This is a genomic window from Spirosoma radiotolerans (assembly GCF_000974425.1).
In the GTDB taxonomy this organism is placed as follows: Bacteria; Bacteroidota; Bacteroidia; order Cytophagales; family Spirosomataceae; genus Spirosoma; species Spirosoma radiotolerans.
This window is the reverse complement of sequence record NZ_CP010429.1, coordinates 5,590,827-5,609,590: the sequence shown is the minus strand read 5'-3', so window position 1 is coordinate 5,609,590 and position 18,764 is coordinate 5,590,827. Positions and strand designations below refer to the sequence as shown.

The following is an 18,764-nucleotide window of genomic DNA, read 5'->3' as shown; positions in this document are numbered from 1 at the left end:
GGCAATACCTGACGTTTGTCGGTATTAACCCAGGGTAAGCTAGATTAGGTTGGATTAGCGTAATTAGTTGCCTGTCTGGTTGATTGTACCAACGTTTCCAGTTCCAAGTTGCTGAACCTGAGCGTATTGGCCAGGGCCACCAGCTAATGAAGCTTGCGCTACCGTCAGTGAGTTGCCGACGCCGATTTGCAGGCCAGCGGGACCAGATACACCCGTTACAACGTTCAGATCACCTGTCTGGCTGATGGCTGCCTGGTTGTTGGCACCGCCATATTGGGTAAGGTTAGCATAGTTGGCGTTACCTGTCTGCCCGATGGTTGCCGACGAGCCGCTCGTGAATGCACCGCCACCCCGCTGCTGGAGGTAAGCCTGGTTGCCGTTACCCAACTGGGAAATGAAACCAGTGGTAGATACAGTAGCGAAATCGGATTGATCCAGGAAGCCTATGTTGTTATTGCCATTCTGATTGATAGTGGCCACATTGTTTGGACCAGCGTCATTGCTTTGATAAATCTGAGCGTTGTTGTTATCACCCAGTTGGCTAATGGTAGCATCCTGAGGGCCAAACACGCTGTACTGCTGGATAGAGGCATAGCTATTTGAGCTGCCCTGACTGCCGTTACCCTGCGTAATCGTTGCATTGTTGCTGGCACCGGTCTGATCGGTAATAGCCACATCATTGATGGCATAATGCTGTACGACCGTCGATTTTAGGTTTTGTCCATTTTGAAGAACGGTAGCCTGTGAGTTGATAGTAAAGAAATCAGACTGATCGACCAAGGCCGTGTTGCCGCCAGCACCCGTACCATTCTGCGTAACCGTGATAAAGTTGCCTGGGCCCGCATCTGCGTTCTGATAGGTATTGGCCGTATTCGTCAGACCGGTTTGAGTAATATTGGCCTGTTGGGTAAAGTGGCTGAACTGTTGGTTGGTGTTGGTGTTGCCGGTTCCATTTTGCGACACGGTTACTGTTTGAAGCCGCCCAGCTTGAGCGGAGTTAGAACTGTTACTTGTACCATTCTGACTTAGGGAAGCGCTGTTTTGCGCGAAGGTTGTGGTGAGTGCACAAACGGCAACGATGGAAAGAATTATTTTTTTCATGGTTTATGAAAGAGAAAAATTAAAAAGAATGAATTGAAAATGAGGTCTTTGGCGCCTTTACGCCTTTGTGTGTCGTAGTACGGTTCAGCTGGGTGACTGTCTCCTGGCCAGCGAGCGTTGCCACCATGTTGTACGTGCGTTACCCAACGTTGATTCAGAAATCACCGTGGGTACATTCCTTAGCCCGAGCCTGATGTAGATCATGCCCAGCCACACGAATCATCGTTTGGAAACATGACAGTTTCCTGGGTTTGTCGAATAATCCAAACCCGCTATCGGTATGTTTATGGGTGTACTTGCACCATAAAGGACAAGTCGTCTGGTTTATTTTTCTGAAGATCGCCAGCTAATCGTGCTGTTAATTTTTGGGCAATAAGCCAGCGTATGATAAAGAGTAAGACAACCCGTTATTCGCTACACTTCAGAAAAATTGATAAAAATAATCACCGTAGAATCAGGTGATTATTTGAGATAATACAGACAAACTAAGATCCGCAATGGAGTCTTGACAATTGCGGATAAAGTAGGGAGAGAAATGTGTTAGCATAGTCAAGTGGATAGTTAACGTGAGCCTTGTTAATACTTGCTGTTAAGTCAAACTTTCAGAGCAAGTGATACAGCTTTCGCGTTTGGATGAATCAAAGGTATAGTGACAAACTATAAAATCAATATGTAGCTTATCTATCGGAACGATAGTTTAGATTTATTTAGATATCATTAAATTGTACAAATTTTTCTTGTAAATAATATAAAATAAATTTTTTCTGTTGTTTAATTGATTCATAATCAGTGAATAGTACCATTCAGTCAAATACTTAAAATAAAGCATATTTGTATTTATTCAATATTGTTATAATTTTTCATTAGCCCCTCTTTAACCCGTTTCATGTCTTCATATTTAGCAAGCGGTAGGTGCCGTATACTTTCACTATGTGGATTTACTTTATAATTATTTAAATATATACTGTAGATGGATATGAGTAATATATCAATAGAATTTGTATGTTTTTTAAAGTATTTTTAAGTTTTTTAATCAAAAAATCAACACTGGTAACAACTCAATCGAATTACTCCATCTGATAATTTATTGAATGATTAATTTATTATATTAAATATTGATAAAATCGGCAAAACTATAAACTTAGTGTATCAATTTGGCCAGGGCTTAATGTATGTAAACACAAATCCGGCTTAAGTAATCAAGCAACGAAGAACGTTTTCACACATCCGTATGCTTGATTACTCAATGGCTTCTGCCCGTTCCTACCAGGTTCGTTTGCTCATCACTTTGTCTAATTCCGGTTTGGTCATACTGCCCAGTTCAGGGTGCTTACCAAGCCAGGCAAGGAAATTCGTTTTGATCTCATCGGTCCATTGGCTGTCGATTTGACCGGTGGTGTACTTCCCCGATTTAACCATTTCGAAGCCAAACTGGTCCTTCCGAGTCACAAACTCGGCTGTGCTGACAACCTGCTCGGCCATATGCGCAGGTACGAACAGGACCCCCTCCCGCTGAGCGATGACCAGATCGCCGGGCAACACCATCACGCTGCCTATGCGAATGGGCGCATTCAGACCCATCAAAACCATCTCTTCCAGAAAGGACGGATGAAAATCACGAACAAAGGCATTGAACCCCTTAATGTTCTGAAGTTCCTGCAAGTCTCGGGCTGCCCCATTAAAAACGACTCCGTTGCCGGTTTTGCTGAAAATGGCATTGCCCAGAGTAGCGCCCATAAGCGTTCCCCCGCCAATTTTGCCGAAAGCATCGGCCACATAGACATCGCCCTTGGTCAGTATTTCGATGGGCCAGGTGTTGGTGTTGCCTTTGCGGCCTTGTTTAGAAATACCCCGTTCCTTAATCGTTTTCTCGACATCTGGTCGGCTGGGCATAAACATAGCGGTTACGGCCCGGCCTGTAACCGGCACGTCGTCGTGTATCAATTTCCAGTTTCCTTCAAATTGGTTGGTATAGCCTTCATTTTTTAAGACCGTCCAGGCATCATCAATGCCAATGTGTTTAGCCCGTTCGACCAGATCGTCCGAAATTTTCGGACGCCCATCCGGAAACCGATCGCCTTTCCACTCGGAGGTTAAAAAGACCAGTTCGTCTTTCGGGATGGTTTGTCCCCGTAAGGAGTGATCCGTACAGAATACGGTAATACACGATACTAAAAACGCAATTCTGAATTTCATTCGTCCGGTTAATTAATGGAGGTAAGTGAGTAAGCCTAAAATCGAACGTTGCCGAACCGTAAGAAACAGACACGTGGGTAGTAGCTCCGCGGTGGCTATTTACGATTCGGCAACGGGCCAATTTACGACGTATAAACGAAATCAATGCCCTTCTTTGGCCAAATAAGCCTCCAGGTCCTTATCGGTTATGGCTAGCTTCTTAGGATATTTGCCAACCCAGGTTCTAAATTCCCCTTTGATTTTGTCGGACCAGTCGCCATGAATCTCACCCGATGGGTATTTGCCTTGCTGCAAAAGTACCCGTTCGAATTCGTCGCGGAGAGCCGTCATTTCGGAGGCCGAGACTAGTCCTTCTACGAGGTGAGACGGAATAAATACGGTGCCGTATTCATTGGCAAACACCGCATCGCCGGGAATTACCGTCACATCACCAATTCGAATTGGGGCATTGATGGAAGTCGGCGTCATGTCTTTGATGTAAGACGGATCATGGCCCTTCACCCAGGCATTGAAGCCTTTGGTATCCTTGAGTTCCTGCATATCCCGTACTGATCCGTAGAAGATAACGCCCTTTCCGGTTTTGCCGTAAATGGCATTGCCCAGGCTCGACCCAATCAGGGTGCCATCTTTAATTTTACCGAACCCATCCGCTACATAAATATCGCCTTTTGTCAGTACATCAATTGGCCAGATATTGATACCTCCTTTCTGGGAGCGGCCTTCCGCTTTACCCTGCGACCGTACCAGGCTATCGAGGTCTGGGCGGGTCGGCATGAACTGAGCCGTAACGGCACGCCCGGTCATGGTCTCGCCGGGTTTGAGGATGATCCAGTTTTTCTCGACCTGATTTCGGTACCCTTTCTGGCCCAGATAACCCCAGATTTGCTCCAGCGTGCAATTGGCCAGCCGTTCCAGAACAATATCCGGAATCTTGGGCCGACCGTCGGGGAAGCGTTCGCCTTTCCAGTTGGCCGTCAGCGCTTTAACGTATTCTGGTGATGAGCCTACGCGTTGGGCCTGGGCTACAAAGCCGCCCATAAGGGTAATGGCCGTAGCGATTAGTAACGTTTTTTTTAGCATGATGTTAGTAAAGGTTAATGAGTTGAGGAGACAAGGACGTGCTCGATTGAGTAGGCAGTGTGCACTGCGGATATAGCATCACTTTTTGCATGAACGGAAGACGGGTTTTTAAGGGAATTTTAGTCAAAAAGACGTGAGCATAAGTAAAATACTGCTATAAACAGACTTATGTAACTATCGGAAAAGTTGTAGTAATCCGTCCTGCCTGATAGGGGGTAAGCCTGGAGCAAAAACTGTCAATTAACACCATAAACTCCTGAATCCTTTTTTGCCATGAAGAACATTTTCTCCCGATTGTCGGCCTCCGATAAATCGTCTGACCGCCGTGACTTTTTGCGAAATGCTGGCTTAGGCGGCTTATCTCTTGGTTTCATGTTCGATAAGCAGACCGCGTATGCTGCCGAACAGGAAATGGAATACATCACCCAAAAAGTGCCTCGTGACTCAAAACCCGCCGATCTGAAAATCACAGACATGCGGGTTGCCGTGCTGAACGGCGTACCCTTTAGTAGTCCAATTATTCGGATCGACACCAACCAGGGGCTTGTAGGTTGGGGCGAGGTACGCGATGGAGCCAGCGCCAATTATGCGCTGATGCTGAAAAGCCGTTTGCTGGGCAAGAATCCCTGTAACGTAGAGCAGATTTTTAAGCAGATCAAGCAGTTTGGTGGCCACAGCCGTGCGGCCGGGGGTGTTTGTGGCGTTGAAATGGCACTCTGGGATTTAGCCGGAAAAGCCTATAACGTCCCGGCGTATCAACTAATGGGGGGCAAATACCGCGACTTTATCCGGCTGTATGCCGATACACCCGAGGCCAACACTTACGAAGGGTTTGCCGAAAACATGAAGAAGCGCCGGGATCAGGGTTATACCTTCCTGAAAATGGACTTCGGCATCGGGATGCTGGCCGATCAGCCGGGTATGCTCGTAAATGCTAACAATTGGAGCGTAAAGCAGCAATGGAATGACAGAGAGTCGGGTAAGCTTGGTAACTATGCCAACACAAAGCATCCATTTACCCGTATTCAGGTCACCAAAAAAGGCCTCGATAGATTGGTCGAACACGTAGGGAAAGTGCGCGACATCGTCGGCTACGATACACCCCTGGCGGCCGATCACTTTGGCCACTTCGACGTGAACACAGCTATCCAGATTGGTAAGGCTATGGAACCATTCCGACTAGCCTGGCTCGAAGACCTCGTGCCCTGGTTCTATACCGACCAATGGAAACAGATTACCGACGCTATTGATACCCCAACTCTGACGGGCGAAGATATCTACCTCAAAGAAGGATTTATTAAACTCATAGACGCGAAAGCCATCGACATGATCCACCCCGATCTGGCTACGTCAGGCGGTTTGCTCGAAACCAAGAAGATTGGCGATTATGCGGAAGAAAAAGGGATTCCCATGGCCATGCACTTTGCCGGTTCGCCCATCTCGATGATGGCTAACGTGCACTGTGCGGCTGCTACCGAGAATTTCGTAGCCCTTGAACACCATGGAGTTGACGTGGCTGGTTGGGAAGACTTGGTTACGGGCATGAAGCCAATCGTTGAGAAAGGCTTTGTTAAAGTGCCCGACAAGCCTGGCCTGGGCGTTGAACTGAATGAGGATGTTGCCAAGAAATTTCTCAAAAAAGGCGCTACCTGGTTTGCGCCAACCGAAATCTGGAATACAAAAGATTCGGCCGACCGTGAGTGGAGTTAATAAGTTCGTAGCGTGGTGCGGCATGCCGCACCACGCTACGTTTACGTTAATAAATCCTGCAGTGCCGTTTTCAAATCGGAATGCTGATAGACAAAGTCTGTCTCGTCGGCGATTCGTTTATTGAGCACGTAGTTGCCACCGGTGACAACAATTGCCATTTCGCCGTAGAGCAGTTTAATGGCAAAATTTGGAATATTAGGCAACAAAATAGGCCGGTGAAGCACCCCGGCAATAGCCCGTGTCAAGGTTTCGTTGGTAACGGGATTGGGAGCAACCGCGTTGTAAACGCCCTGCCAGGTTTCGTCCGAAAGTCCCCGACTGAATAATCGACACAGGTCGTCGAGGTGAATCCAGGAAATGTATTGCTGACCCGAACCGATAGGTGCACCTGCGCCCAGCCGAATGGGCTGCGCCAATTTGGGCAACGCTCCTCCTTCCGCCATCAGCACCACCCCAATTCGAAGCTTTACGGTACGAATACCGAGTGCGGCTATTTGCTCTTCCGAACGCTCCCAGGCTCGCACCACCTGAGCCAGAAAGTCGGACCCACCCTGACTGGTTTCCGTAAGCGGCCGGTCGGCGGTGTCGCCCCCGTAATAACCAATCGCCGAAGCACCCACAAACGATTTTACATGATGTGGGTTCTTCGCCAGTGCCTGCACCAGTAAGTCAGTCGATTGGGTGCGGCTGTTTAGAATGTCTTCTTTCCGCTGGTCTGACCAGCGCTCATCGGCGATTGCTTCACCAGCTAAATGAATGATATGATCGGCTGTGGCAATGGCCTGCGGGTCGATATGCCCCTTTTTGATATCCCACTGATACACACGCACATCCGGAATAGACTTGGGCGACCTACTCAACAAGGACACCTGGTAGCCTTCCTGTCTGAGCATTTGCGTTAGGCGACGACCAATAGAGCCAGTGCCGCCTGTTATTAAAACAGTTTGATTCATACGTCAGCAAATTGATTGGTGGGTATAGCTACATAACACACCAAAGGGGTGTGGTGTTCGCCAAACAGTGGCCTATACCTGCCACTCTTTAGGTAAACCCAATTGCCGGGCGTAGTGCGCAGGGGCGGCTAAGACACGACGCTCGTTCGGCTATCAAGAATATTCAGGATGATAACCTGCCGTTCAACCACAGCATAATAGATCATGTTATAAGGCTGAAGGGGCAGCTTCGAACAGCCATTAAGGTGTCGAGTCGCCGTCCGATAAAGGGCATTGTTTCTAGAATACGCAGTTTGCTACTGATTGTATCTGTAAACCGGTCGGCTATTGCGAAACCAAATGCATCCAATAAGTATAAGGCAATACGCCGGTAGTTTTCTTTTGCTGCCTCCGACCAGACTACTGTGTAATCCATTGTTTTGCTTCGCTGGCCACTTGGTCGTGGGTTGTCAACTTAGTCGACTGAACTGAGGCTAACGCTTGTTCCAATTGGGCAAGCAAGGCTGGTGTTTCGGTAAAGATATTCGTACGCTGGCTGACAAACTCACTTACGGTCAAGAGCAGGTCCTGAACGTCTTGTGGGTCTTCAAGGCGGTCAATTTGCTCATGTAAAATTGACTTCAGATCAGCAGTAATCATGGTCTTGACGTTTTTATCAACTATAAATTATAAATCTCAGACCTGCCACTCTTTGGGTAGACCTAATTGCCGGGCGTAGTGCGCAGGGGCGGTATAATGCACCCAACTGAGTAGTTTATTGATCTCATCGGCAAACTCGATATGATAATCAGGGTCGAGCTTAAGCGCTTTTTTCAACACCTGATCGGTGCGTTTGGCAATGTATTCGGCAGCTTTGTCGGAGCGGGAATTGTACTTCTGCAACAGGTGGGCGTTGTGCTCGTAGAAGGTATTGAGCATACACAGCATCAATTCAACTTCGCCATATTTGTCTTTAGTGACTTTAAGGTGACGGCTGATATAACCGCTGGCGGTTCGCATGTCCATCATCAGCCAGCCGGGCGTGTCGGCATGCAGCCTGGAGGTCCGATCAATGAACTCCCGAATCAGGCTGCGCCGTTCGTCAATGGTTTTGCCCTCTTCAACCAGCTCAAATTGAAGCTTTTCGGTCAATACCGCATCTTTCGCGATCAGCCGAAGCAGTAATTTATCTTTCTCCCCGCCCGACATTCGAACGATGGCTTTTTTGAGATCAGGATCGAGAGCGGGCATTTTCAGTGAAGAATGTGAAATGAATAATAGAGGGTAGGAACTAGTAAAATTATTTATTCTTAACCATTCACTCAACATTCTTCATTAAACTCCTACCGTGTCGCCTTCGTCGGTGCGAATTTTGTCTTCGATGTAGGCGATGATTTGCGCGGCAACGTCGATGCCGGTAGCATTTTCGACGCCTTCCAGCCCTGGAGACGAATTGACTTCCAGTACCAGAAGGCCCCGGTCGGAGGGAAGCATATCGACACCAGCCACTTTCAGGCCGAGGGCGCGGGCAGCAGCAATGGCGGTTTGTTCTTCGTGCGGGGTCAGCTCGACCGCAACGGCGTTGCCTCCTCGATGCAGGTTGGAGCGGAAGTCGCCCTCCAGCCCCTGTCGCTTTATGGCCCCTACCACGCGGCCACCCACCACAAACGCCCGAATATCGGACCCTTTGGCTTCAGCAATGAATTCCTGCACCAATACATTCTTTTTCAGGCCATAAAACGCTTCGATGGTCGACTTGGCGGCTTTGGTTGTTTCGGCGAGTACGACGCCAATGCCCTGAGTGCCTTCCAGCAATTTGATGACAACGGGCGGGCCGCCAACGAGGTGAATGAGTTGCGTAATGTCGCCGTTTTTAGGGTGATTGGCGAACATGGTTTTGGGCAACCCAACGCCCGCTTTCGAGAGTACCTGCAAACTGCGGAGCTTGTTGCGGGATCGCATGATTGCCTGCGATTTGCCCGTTGTGAAGACATTCATCATCTCGAACTGCCGGACAACCGCACATCCATAGTCCGTTACCGAAGCTCCGATGCGGGGTACAATTGCATCGAACGAGTCTAATTCCTTGCCTTCGTAGAGCACAGAGGGTTTACCGCCTTCAATCATGACGTGGCAGTTCAGGTGGTTCACAAGGACGCCCTCATGGCCACGCCGATTGGCGGCTTCGAGCAGTCGTTGCGTCGAGTATAAGTTCGGATTGGCCGATAAAATGGCAATTCGCATTGATTCAGTGATCAGTTATTCGTGAGTAGTTGTCAGCGAGTAGGGGTGAGCGGTTTATTCGTTTGCTGGCTGCGTCGCTAACGTGTAGGCTTTACGGGCGATTTTGGCTTCGTATGACAGATTTTTCTCGGACACATCGACGATAAATCGATTTCGGAGCAGTTTTCGGCCCAAAAGTACAGGGTTTTTTAGTTGTTCGCGGTCAGCCAGAGTAAACTCTGCCCGAATGGTTCGTCCGAATAAAACGATACGGGTTGTTATGACATACCGTAATTCGGCCACCCCAAACGAGTTCCGGATCATCCGCTGGCTGAAGTGGTCGCTGCGAAATTTTCGGGCTGGTAGCCCCGTTTTGTCGATTAACCAGAAACTTAGCTTTGTTTTCAATCCCGATTTTACCAGCCGGACATCTTTACAATGGAGCGCCGACGTAAACGCACCCGTATCGACTTTCGCCTGTATATCGAACAAGCCCAGATCCGGAAAATCGACCAGATCGGTCATGCCAATAATTTGCTTGGGCTTGGGGGAACGGGGTTTCATGAGGAGAATGGGTAGTTGGTTTACGGTTTGTGGTTGGCTAGTTTGTGGTTTTACGGTTTGTGGTTTACGGTTGGCTGGCGCACGAGTGTTGCTAACGCGCCAGCCAACCGTAAACCACAAACCGTAAAACCACAAACCCTAAACCGTACTACGTGCGTATCAAACGGCTGAATGTGAGTGACATATCAAGCATGATCATTTTAGCCCGGGCGTTTCGTTCGAGGTGGTAAGCGGCTTTGTTAAGGTCATGTACAATGTGCTCGATGTGGTTGATGGTAAGGATTTTGGCGAAGTTTTTGACAAAGGCCATCTCGTCATCAGGCAACCGTAATAGTTCAGCGGCTCCCTGTTGCCACAAAAACAAATCGCGGTACAGGCGAATGCTATAGTCGAGTAACCCTTTCTGCTTCTCCTTGCTGAAACCATCAAACTGGTCGGCCTGTTTAACGAGCGCGATTAAATCCTGCCGATAGCAGGTACGCATCCATTCGGCAAACCAGACGTGCTGATCCGTTGAACTTGTATCATGCTGACCCAACTGCAGGGCTTCGGCCAGGTTACCATCGGCGAGGTAAGCCAGGCGTCGGGCCGTCGTTTCGTCCAGATTCAGGTGCTGGCGCAGGTAAGTGGCCACTTCTTCGTCCGTGAATGCCCTGACGGCTACGCGCTGGGTTCTTGACAGAATCGTGATCAGCAACTTATCCGACTGGTTAGTTGCCAGCAGAAACAGCGTTTGCGCCGGGGGCTCTTCCAGTACCTTCAGCAGCGCATTGGCCGACGTCACGTTCATGAGTTCGGGTAGCCAGATGAGCATAATTTTATACGCTCCTTCGTAGGCTTTCAGCGATAGCTTTTGCAAAATATTCCGGGCTTCTTCTGCCGAAATGTTGCCCTGTTTATTATCGGCTCCAACTGATTCGAGCCAGTCGGGCAGCGTACGGTAGGGCGAACTGAGCAGAAACTTCCGCCAGTCAGTCAAATACGTTTCGGATGTTTTCCCTTTTCCCTGATTGGTAACCGGGAAAACCATGTGCAGGTCGGGGTGCACCAGTTTCTGGACCTTTATGCACGAGGCACAACGGCCACAGGAATCCTGGCGCTGTTTGTCTTCGCAGTTGACATACTGCGCCAAGGCAAGGGCCAGCGCCAGATTGGCACTACCCGTTGGGCCATCGAACAGCAAGGCGTGCGCCAGGTGGTTCGATTGCACCGCCCGCAGCAGCAGCTGCTTGGTTTCGTCAAGACCGATTATTTCTGAGAATTGCACGTCGGTTTCAGTGATGAATGATTTATAACACCGCTCTTGCGGTGGCGTCAGATGTTAGCCCGTGGTGTCAGATGCTTACATCTGACTCGGTGAGGTTTCTCAAAACCTTGCAGTCTCAGCTTAAAGAACCTGACGCCACAACCACGCCACAGGAAATGGAAACTACTCAGTATGGATCATTGAAAAAATGGATCGAAGGATTGTTTCTTCTACGTCGTCGAACGCCTTATCGCGTCGGATAAACGCTTCTTTTGCCACTTGCAGCGCCTTCTCGATGCGGTAAGGGGTACTGCCTTCGGCGGCACCACCCCACGAAAAAGAGGGAACGTGTTTGTGCTGAAAACCCGCGCCAAACACGTTTGCACTGACACCCACCACAGTGCCTGTGTTGAACATCGTGCTTATACCGGCTTTGGTGAAATCACCCATCATCAGGCCGCAGAAAATCCGTCCGGTATCTTCCAGCCGGTTTGTAGCATAGGAGTGAAGCTTCACATTGCTATAATCGTTCTTCAAATTCGAATTGTTGACGTTGGCGCCCAGATTGCACCATTCGCCAATGACCGAATTACCCAGAAACCCATCGTGCGCTTTGTTACTATAGCCCAAAAAAACGGAGTTGCCAACCTCGCCCCCTACTTTGCAGAAGGGCCCGATGGTGGTGTTACTCCGCATCTTGCCGCCCCAGTTGACAGTCGATCCTTCGCCGAGCGAAAACGGCCCGATCACGATGGAACCTTCGCTGATCGTGGCATCACGTCCAATGTAAATGGGGCCGCCCTCTGCATTCAGAACAGCCGCCCGAATGGTAGCGCCGGGTTCAATAAAGATGTTTTCCGGTGCGTAACACCGGGTAAAAGGATCGGTAATTGGTTCGGATGTCCGTCCGGCGGTTAGTCGGGCGAAGTCGGCCCGGAGTTGATCGCCATTATTTACGAAAATATCCCATAGGTTGCGAACAATGGTTAGCGGCTCCATGAACGTACGGAACGGATAGCCGTCGTTTACTGTCGGCGGCTCCGACAGCGTTTGGGTTGTCCGTACAGCCAGAATCAATCCGTCGTGGGTAATCAGACCGGTATCAGATGGCAGAGCCGATATAGTTTCGGCCAGGGCATCGGTTGGGCAGACGGCCCCATTCACGTACCAGTTATCAGCGCCTGCGTTCTGCGGAAATTTGGCCTGCAAATAGGCTTCAGTCAGGTACGAAGGCGTTTGTGCTAGTGTATTCGCCCATTTTTCGGCCAGCGTGAGTGTACCGATACGGATACCTGCCACCGGCCTCGTAAACGTAAGGGGTAATAAAGCCGTGCGAATGACCGGATCGTCGAATAAAATCAAAGTTGGCATTGATTGCATCAGGGTAATCAGGCGGCAAATATCCAACCTTAATCTGGAAAAAGAGAACGAATGAAACGGTACTTTTGCGAAAATATGGCGGTTCTAACCCTCGACAGTATTATCCAGCGAATTGCTGATTTGCAGGCCGAAATGGGTCTGTTTCCGTCGTTTCGCCATAATCCGTCGATTTTTTACCGGCGTCCCGATACCAATGTTTTCTTTACGGCTGTAACTGTATTTACGTTGCAGCATATCCGTTCGGCAGCATCACCCGAAAGCCAGCAATTGATTGATCATATTGCCAGTCGGGCCGCAACGGCTTACCCGATTTTTCGGAATAAAGACGGGCTGAATACGTATAATTTCTGGCCTACACGCCCCTCGCAGCACTTTTCCAACGGCTATGTGTTTCGTCATTTCGAACACTTTCGTATTCCCGACGACATTGACGATACGGCCATGGTGTACCTGACCGCCCCGCCGGCTCCTGCCGAACGCCTTTGGCTGAAAGAAAAACTAAGCCAGCACGCCAATGGGAGTCAGTCGCAGCGCATTCGGAATACCTATCCGGAGTATCGTTCGTTGCGGGCTTACTCGACCTGGTTTGGCAAGCACATGGGCGTCGATTTTGATGCCTGCGCATTAAGCAATATCCTGTATTGCATCTACCAGTATGACTTACCCCGCAATGAGCACGATACGGATTCGCTGGCCTACCTGCGGTCTGTTGTCGAATCGGGTCGGTATGTAGCCGCCCCATTTCAGTGTGCGCCCCATTACGCGCGTACGTCGCTCATTATTTATCATTTAGCAAGACTCATAGCGGCTTTTCCTATTGCCGAGCTGGAGCCGATTCGCCCGCGCCTGATTGCCGATACGCGCTCACTGCTGACGACCTCCCAAAACCGGGTAGAGCACCTGTTACTGGCAACGTCCCTGCACCGACTAGGTGAGGACGTTCCCAAAATCAACCTCAATGGCATAGAACAGGATTTCGCTACTTTTCATTTCTTCATTGCGGGTCTGTTGACGGCCTATGAGCAACCCTGGCTACGTCAATTTGCCGACCGTCCGCTCATGCAGATGCGCTGGCAGTGCGAGGCTCACTGCTGGGCGCTGGTGGCGGAATATGTTATGATGTATGATGTATGATGTAGGGTTTATGAGGCTGTCGCTTTGGGACGCAGTGGCCCTGAATGGAGTGAGCGAACAAGGTATAAAGCCGTAACTTTACGAACGTGTAAATAACCAACTCATGATAACACATTGCCAGTCGGCTTTGCTGACTCTTCCTGGAAATAAGCTTATCACAGCTGGTTTTGCTGCCTTTGTCCTTTTATCGACTTGTGTGCAGCAAACAGTCGCTCAGCAACCGCTTCAGGCGCTTGTGAAGCAGGTCGAGTCTATTTCCGGTAAAAAAGAATACCTGGCATCGCCCTTCGTAACGGCTGGCAATCGGTTGTATATGGTTGGTCATCAGGACGGTAGGTTTCCGGATCTTGGCTGGCACATAACGGGCGAAATGGGCGGCATCTGGGATCATCCGATCAAATTAATGGATGGGTTTACAGCGTCGGTCGCCATTGATCAAAAAGAGGTTTGCCTCGATAAAGCCGATGCGTTCATCAACTATCCGTTTGCCAATAAGCACCTGTATCAACAGGTTGCCGATGGTCTGGACATGGAGCGCTTCCAGTTTGTGCCCGACAATAAAGAGAGCATGGTGGTGGAGTACACCTTCATCAATAAGCAATCCAGGCCGCTCACGCTTCAGTTTACCTGGACAGCCCATACGGACCTTCGTCCTACCTGGCTGGGCGAACGAACCAACATGGTCGATGCTCCAGACCAGGCTATCTGGGATGCAAAAAGCCAAGTCTGGGTCGCTAAAGATCAAAAAAACGACTGGTTCGTTGTTTTTGGTGCCAATGTTCCCGCCCGCCAGCATCATCAAAATAAAGGCTGCGAATTTGTATCGGCTGGGAAGGGGTGTGCGGCTTCGCTGGTGTACACGATTACGGTGCCCGCCAACAGAAAAACACAATTGCCGATCACCATTGCCGGTTCATACAAGTCGGCTGAAGCGGCCAGGCGGACCCTGGCTGACGTTCAGAAAAATGCTTACGTGTACCTGAAAAGCAAGAAAGACCGGTACGCCACCATCGACCAGTTGGCATCGGTGCATGTGCCGGACAAAAAGCTGGAGCAGGCCTTTCGCTGGGTAAAATACAATACCGATTGGCTAATTCGGGAAGTGCCCGAAATCGGTCGGGGTCTGTCGGCGGGTTTGCCCGATTACCCGTGGTGGTTTGGGGCTGATGGCTGTTACACCTTATCGGGTCTTATCACAACGGGAAACCGGCAACTGGTGTATGATTCGGTCGATCTGCTGAATAAAATCTCAGAAAAGGAAAATGGCAACGGCCGAATTATCCATGAAGTGTCGACGAACGGTGCGGTGTACAATCCCGGTAATTTGAACGAAGTGCCCCAGTTTGCCAGCATGATTGCTGCAGTCTACCGATGGACAGGCGACAAAAACTTTCTTCGCAAGTACTTCCCGACGGTAAAAAAGGGGATGAGCTGGTTGCTGGCCGAGAATGATAAGGATAAAAACCTGCTTCCCGACGGTTTCGGCATGATGGAAATACATGGCATGAACAGCGAGATGATCGATGTGGCGGTGTATACGCAGGAGGCTTTTGCCAATGCGGCCTACATGGCATCCGAACTCGGCGACAAAACGCTGGCGATGGATTACCAGCGCAAAGCGTCTACTCTGAAAACGAAAATAAATACAGATTTCTGGGTGCCCGAAAGCGGTTCGTATGCTGATTTTATCGGAACAAAAGCCGAGGCTTTGCAGCTTGTCGAAGGGGCCATTGTTCGCGCCGATACGCTGCACAAACCCTGGGCTGTTGAGGAACTGAAAGCAACCCAGCGCAAACTTCGTGCATTGCCCGACGACACCAAAAAAGGCTTTGTACTCCACCATAACTGGGTGGTTAACACCCCTATGGAAACGGGTGTCGCTGATCCCGATAAGGCTGATATTGCGCTTCGGACAGCCAGCAAATTTACGAACCCATTTGGCCTGTTTGTAACGGGTATTGATCGAGACGAATCGGCTGGAACCGACGAAGGGTCATTTACCCTGAACAAAAAAATATTTACGTATACAGGGGCGGTGATGACCCTGCCCACGGGTGTAGCAACGATTGGTGAAAATAAGTACGGCCATCCTGATAAAGCACTGGGCTATCTGAAACGAATGACTAAAACGTTTAGCTATGCCTTTCCGGGCTCTATTTACGAAGTATCGCCGGACTACGGCATGGTCACGCAGGCCTGGAATATGTATAGCTATGCGGTACCAATCATCAAACAGTTTTTTGGTATTCGCCCGGAAGCGTCCCGCAAATTAATTGTTATTCAACCCCAAATGCCCAGCGCCTGGGACAAAGCCAGTATTGAAAAAGTGGCTACAGGCGACAATATGGTATCGATGGATTATGCCAAAGCGGGCGAGCAGCTAACGTTGTTGATTAGGCAAAAACAACCGAACTGGACCGTGAGGCTGGCTTTTTCAAAAGGCAAGTACCGCAACTGGCAGGTAAATGGCAAAAAAGTGTCTGTACAGAGCGGTACCGATTCTGATTTTGTTGAGTTAAGCGGCAGTTCAATACGTGTGCAGTTGCAATAAACCTGACACAAATAAACACCGGCTGTTAAATTACGCCCTATCCATCATGGAAGCGATTGTAAAACCAGACTAGCGAATCACTTTTGACGATAGAAAGTATCGGTATGTACAACTTGAATTACTTTTTAACCACAGAGGCACGGAGAGCACAGAGATAGCTCAAATCAATAATGCATATCTCTGTGCTCTCCGTGCCTCTGTGGTTAACGATTAAGTTAATTCCCTAGTAAGTCTTCGTCATGTCGGCGGGTATGGCCAGAACGAAATCTGCCAGATTCCGATTATCGGTGCCGGGCTTCTCGATGTCGGCTAATTCGACGGAAGAAAGGGTCAGAATTTTCAAGGCAGGTTGTTGCTGGCGAAGATACCAGACAATTCCATCAAAGTTCTTGGAATGGTAGTCGCCGTTGAAATGCAGCAGCGTCTGGCCGGGTTTCAGGTTCTGCAAAATGAAGTAGGCCATCGTGGCGTCTTTAACGGCTTGAGCCCGCGCAAAATTAGCCGTCATGTCGGGCTGCGCTCCGTGTGGACTAGTGCCGGCCTTGCTATCCGTACCGCCCATCATCTCCATCATGGCTTTGTAGCCGGGTAAAGTCAGGTCAACAGATATGGGTAATGGCGCAATCTGACGTTTGGCATCAGCCGATACCGTATCGAGGGCTGACAGACCCTGCCGGGAGACCAGACGAGCATACCGACGCGGTATGTTGGTGGCCACGAACGGAATGTGCTGCTCACGGGCAAAATCAGTAATGGGTTTGTAGTCGGTATCGAAATTGGGCCACAAACGAGCCTGGGTAGCCAGTTCTTTGCTGGTCGTTTTACCCTGCACGTAATCGCTGAGGGCCAGCTGGTTATCGGTTTCAAACATTTCGGCTCCCAGCACCAGATTGCCTTTTTTGGCAGATTGTAAGTCTTTTGCCAACTGAAATTCCAGCCAGTGACAGATTGGGTTGTTGTGCAGTTCGCCGAATAAAACGACATCGGCTTCCGTTGCCTGGCGCAGCAATTTGGCGTAACTGGTCGCCTTCAGGCCTGGTGTATAAAAACGGTAAGCAGGTTTGTCATCCCTAAAGGCGAAAGCCAATAAACAAAGCAACAGGATCGTCAGACGCATTGGATAAGTATAAGTAGGCCGTTCGTACGTACTGCTGTAACCAATCTGTTTTATAATTGGTTACCAGTCTGTCTGTTAATGCCCTCCTTTTTATGAATCTGTTAGAAACGCTACACGAATTTCCGGCTTTCGCTAATGTGCCGGATGCGCAACTGCAATGGGTTATTGACCGGAGCGAAGAGGTATCTTACCCAAAAGAGACGGTACTTTATAAACCCCACGAGCCAGTCGACCACTTATTATTGTTGCTGAACGGCCGTATTCGCATTGATGCCGGGGCGAATGGAGCCGACGATGAATTGATTGTCTACGGCGATCACTCTATTCTGGGTGTGTTACCGTTTTCCCGGATGAAAAGCCTGTCAAACCGGTTAATCACTGAGCGGCCAACAACACTTCTGCGGCTTCATCGTGACAACCTGCCTGATTTGGCCAAAAACTGCTATGAGCTTACCGAATCGCTGGTGCATCAAATGACGACCCGTGTTCGGGACTATACGAAACTCACGCAGCAAAACGAGAAAATGGCCTCGCTGGGACGTTTGTCGGCGGGGTTGGCCCATGAACTCAATAACCCGGTAGCAGCTGTTGTGCGCTCGGTCGATACGCTCAATACGCATTTGCGGGCCACTCCCGAAGCATTCAAAGTCGTTATGAACCTCAATCTGACAAGCGATCAGGTCGATTGTGTGACAGACGTATTCTTCAAAAAACTTGACCAGCAATCAACCGTTGACACACATCGGTTGACCTTACTCGAACGGACGAGCCTGGAAGATGATGTGACCGATTGGCTGGACGATCATGGCGTTGAAGACCATATGGATCTGGCCGGTCCATTGGTCGGCTATGGGTTTACGGTCGACGATCTGGATTGGATACTCGAAAAGATTGGCGATGAAAATCTGGCGGGTGTAGCCAATTGGCTGGTCAATAATTTAGTAACCGAGAAGCTGGTGTCTGATATTGGGGAGGCTTCGAAACGGATAGCAACGCTGATTGATTCCATCAAAAACTACACCCAAATGGATAGGGGCGTGGGCAAGCAGGAAGTCAGGTTGGCCGAAGGCCTTCGCAATACGGTTACGTTGCTGGCTCATAAAATTAAAAGCAAACACATTGACCTGACGTTGACAATTGCCGACGATTTACCCGTTATTTGTGGCTGGCCCGGCGAATTGAACCAGGTCTGGACCAACCTGATCGACAATGCCATCGACGCGATGCCCGACGGTGGTAAACTCGAAATCAGCAGCCAACCCGACAAGCGGTCGGAAGACGAAGCGTTTGTACTAACCAAAATCATCGACAATGGAGCTGGTATCCCAGAAGACATTCGGGATAAGATATTTGACCCATTTTTTACGACCAAAGAAATTGGGAAGGGCACCGGACTCGGTCTTGATATTGTACAGGGCATTATGAAACACCATAACGGCTCCATCAAGGTACAGTCTGAACCCGGCCACACAGAATTCAGTGTTTGCTTACCAGTTTAAAGAGCGAAAGGGTGAATGAGCGCAAGAGCGA

General features: G+C 49.5%; 16 protein-coding genes. 4 read left to right on the top strand and 12 right to left on the bottom strand.

Annotation, left to right across the window (positions count from 1 at the left end):
• Positions 1–63: 63 nt before the first annotated feature.
• The 3 genes from SD10_RS22745 to SD10_RS22735 all read right to left on the bottom strand — a co-directional run bounded on the left by SD10_RS22745 (position 64) and on the right by SD10_RS22735 (position 4,377).
• Positions 64–1,101, bottom strand: a complete 1,038-nt coding sequence (locus SD10_RS22745; protein WP_046577010.1) for a hypothetical protein — start codon at positions 1,099–1,101, stop codon at positions 64–66.
• 1,263 nt (positions 1,102–2,364) lie between these two features.
• Positions 2,365–3,297, bottom strand: coding sequence for an RraA family protein (locus SD10_RS22740; RefSeq protein ID WP_046577009.1), 933 nt, complete (start codon positions 3,295–3,297; stop codon positions 2,365–2,367).
• 141 nt (positions 3,298–3,438) lie between these two features.
• Positions 3,439–4,377, bottom strand: coding sequence for an RraA family protein (locus SD10_RS22735; protein ID WP_046577007.1), 939 nt, complete (start codon positions 4,375–4,377; stop codon positions 3,439–3,441).
• 273 nt (positions 4,378–4,650) lie between these two features.
• Here SD10_RS22735 and SD10_RS22730 point away from each other — a divergent pair, with 273 nt between their 5' ends.
• Positions 4,651–6,087: a mandelate racemase/muconate lactonizing enzyme family protein gene (locus tag SD10_RS22730; protein ID WP_046577006.1), complete on the top strand. Its 1,437-nt coding sequence runs from the start codon at positions 4,651–4,653 to the stop codon at positions 6,085–6,087.
• Between the two features lie 41 nt (positions 6,088–6,128).
• Here the strand turns inward: SD10_RS22730 and SD10_RS22725 are convergent, their stop codons facing one another.
• From SD10_RS22725 to SD10_RS22690, 8 genes are all read right to left on the bottom strand, one after another.
• Positions 6,129–7,040, bottom strand: a complete 912-nt coding sequence (locus tag SD10_RS22725; RefSeq protein ID WP_046577005.1) for a TIGR01777 family oxidoreductase — start codon at positions 7,038–7,040, stop codon at positions 6,129–6,131.
• 202 nt (positions 7,041–7,242) lie between these two features.
• A complete protein-coding gene (locus SD10_RS22720; protein ID WP_227699049.1) occupies positions 7,243–7,455 on the bottom strand; it encodes a type II toxin-antitoxin system RelE/ParE family toxin in 213 nt (70 codons plus the stop codon).
• Entirely contained in the window at positions 7,440–7,679 is a 240-nt protein-coding gene (locus SD10_RS22715) for a hypothetical protein (RefSeq protein ID WP_046577004.1), read from the bottom strand. The genes SD10_RS22720 and SD10_RS22715 overlap by 16 nt, the downstream gene beginning before the upstream one ends.
• Before the next feature lie 36 nt (positions 7,680–7,715).
• Positions 7,716–8,270, bottom strand: coding sequence for a hypothetical protein (locus SD10_RS22710; protein ID WP_046577003.1), 555 nt, complete (start codon positions 8,268–8,270; stop codon positions 7,716–7,718).
• Positions 8,271–8,354: 84 nt separating this feature from the next.
• Positions 8,355–9,263 (bottom strand): 30S ribosomal protein S6--L-glutamate ligase, encoded by a 909-nt coding sequence (gene rimK / locus SD10_RS22705; protein WP_046577001.1) that lies wholly within the window; start codon positions 9,261–9,263, stop codon positions 8,355–8,357.
• Between the two features lie 54 nt (positions 9,264–9,317).
• A complete protein-coding gene (locus SD10_RS22700) occupies positions 9,318–9,806 on the bottom strand; it encodes an ATP-dependent zinc protease family protein (RefSeq protein ID WP_148562494.1) in 489 nt (162 codons plus the stop codon).
• Positions 9,807–9,954: 148 nt separating this feature from the next.
• Positions 9,955–11,073, bottom strand: coding sequence for a DNA polymerase III subunit delta' (holB, locus tag SD10_RS22695; protein WP_046576999.1), 1,119 nt, complete (start codon positions 11,071–11,073; stop codon positions 9,955–9,957).
• Between the two features lie 162 nt (positions 11,074–11,235).
• Positions 11,236–12,423, bottom strand: a complete 1,188-nt coding sequence (locus SD10_RS22690; protein WP_046576997.1) for a putative sugar nucleotidyl transferase — start codon at positions 12,421–12,423, stop codon at positions 11,236–11,238.
• Between the two features lie 84 nt (positions 12,424–12,507).
• Between SD10_RS22690 and SD10_RS22685 the strand changes: the two genes are divergently transcribed.
• Positions 12,508–13,566: a hypothetical protein gene (locus SD10_RS22685; RefSeq protein ID WP_046580004.1), complete on the top strand. Its 1,059-nt coding sequence runs from the start codon at positions 12,508–12,510 to the stop codon at positions 13,564–13,566.
• A 103-nt stretch (positions 13,567–13,669) separates the two neighbouring features.
• The gene (locus SD10_RS22680) at positions 13,670–16,117 is read left to right on the top strand and encodes an alpha-L-rhamnosidase-related protein (protein WP_046576995.1); all 2,448 of its coding nucleotides are present in this window, start codon (positions 13,670–13,672) and stop codon (positions 16,115–16,117) included.
• Positions 16,118–16,340: 223 nt separating this feature from the next.
• On the opposite strand, the gene SD10_RS22675 is transcribed toward SD10_RS22680, so the two are convergent.
• Complete coding sequence (locus SD10_RS22675; RefSeq protein ID WP_046576993.1) at positions 16,341–17,234, bottom strand: ChaN family lipoprotein; 894 nt, start codon at positions 17,232–17,234, stop codon at positions 16,341–16,343.
• Between the two features lie 92 nt (positions 17,235–17,326).
• Between SD10_RS22675 and SD10_RS22670 the strand changes: the two genes are divergently transcribed.
• Positions 17,327–18,733, top strand: coding sequence for an ATP-binding protein (locus SD10_RS22670; RefSeq protein ID WP_046580003.1), 1,407 nt, complete (start codon positions 17,327–17,329; stop codon positions 18,731–18,733).
• Positions 18,734–18,764 lie beyond the last annotated feature (31 nt).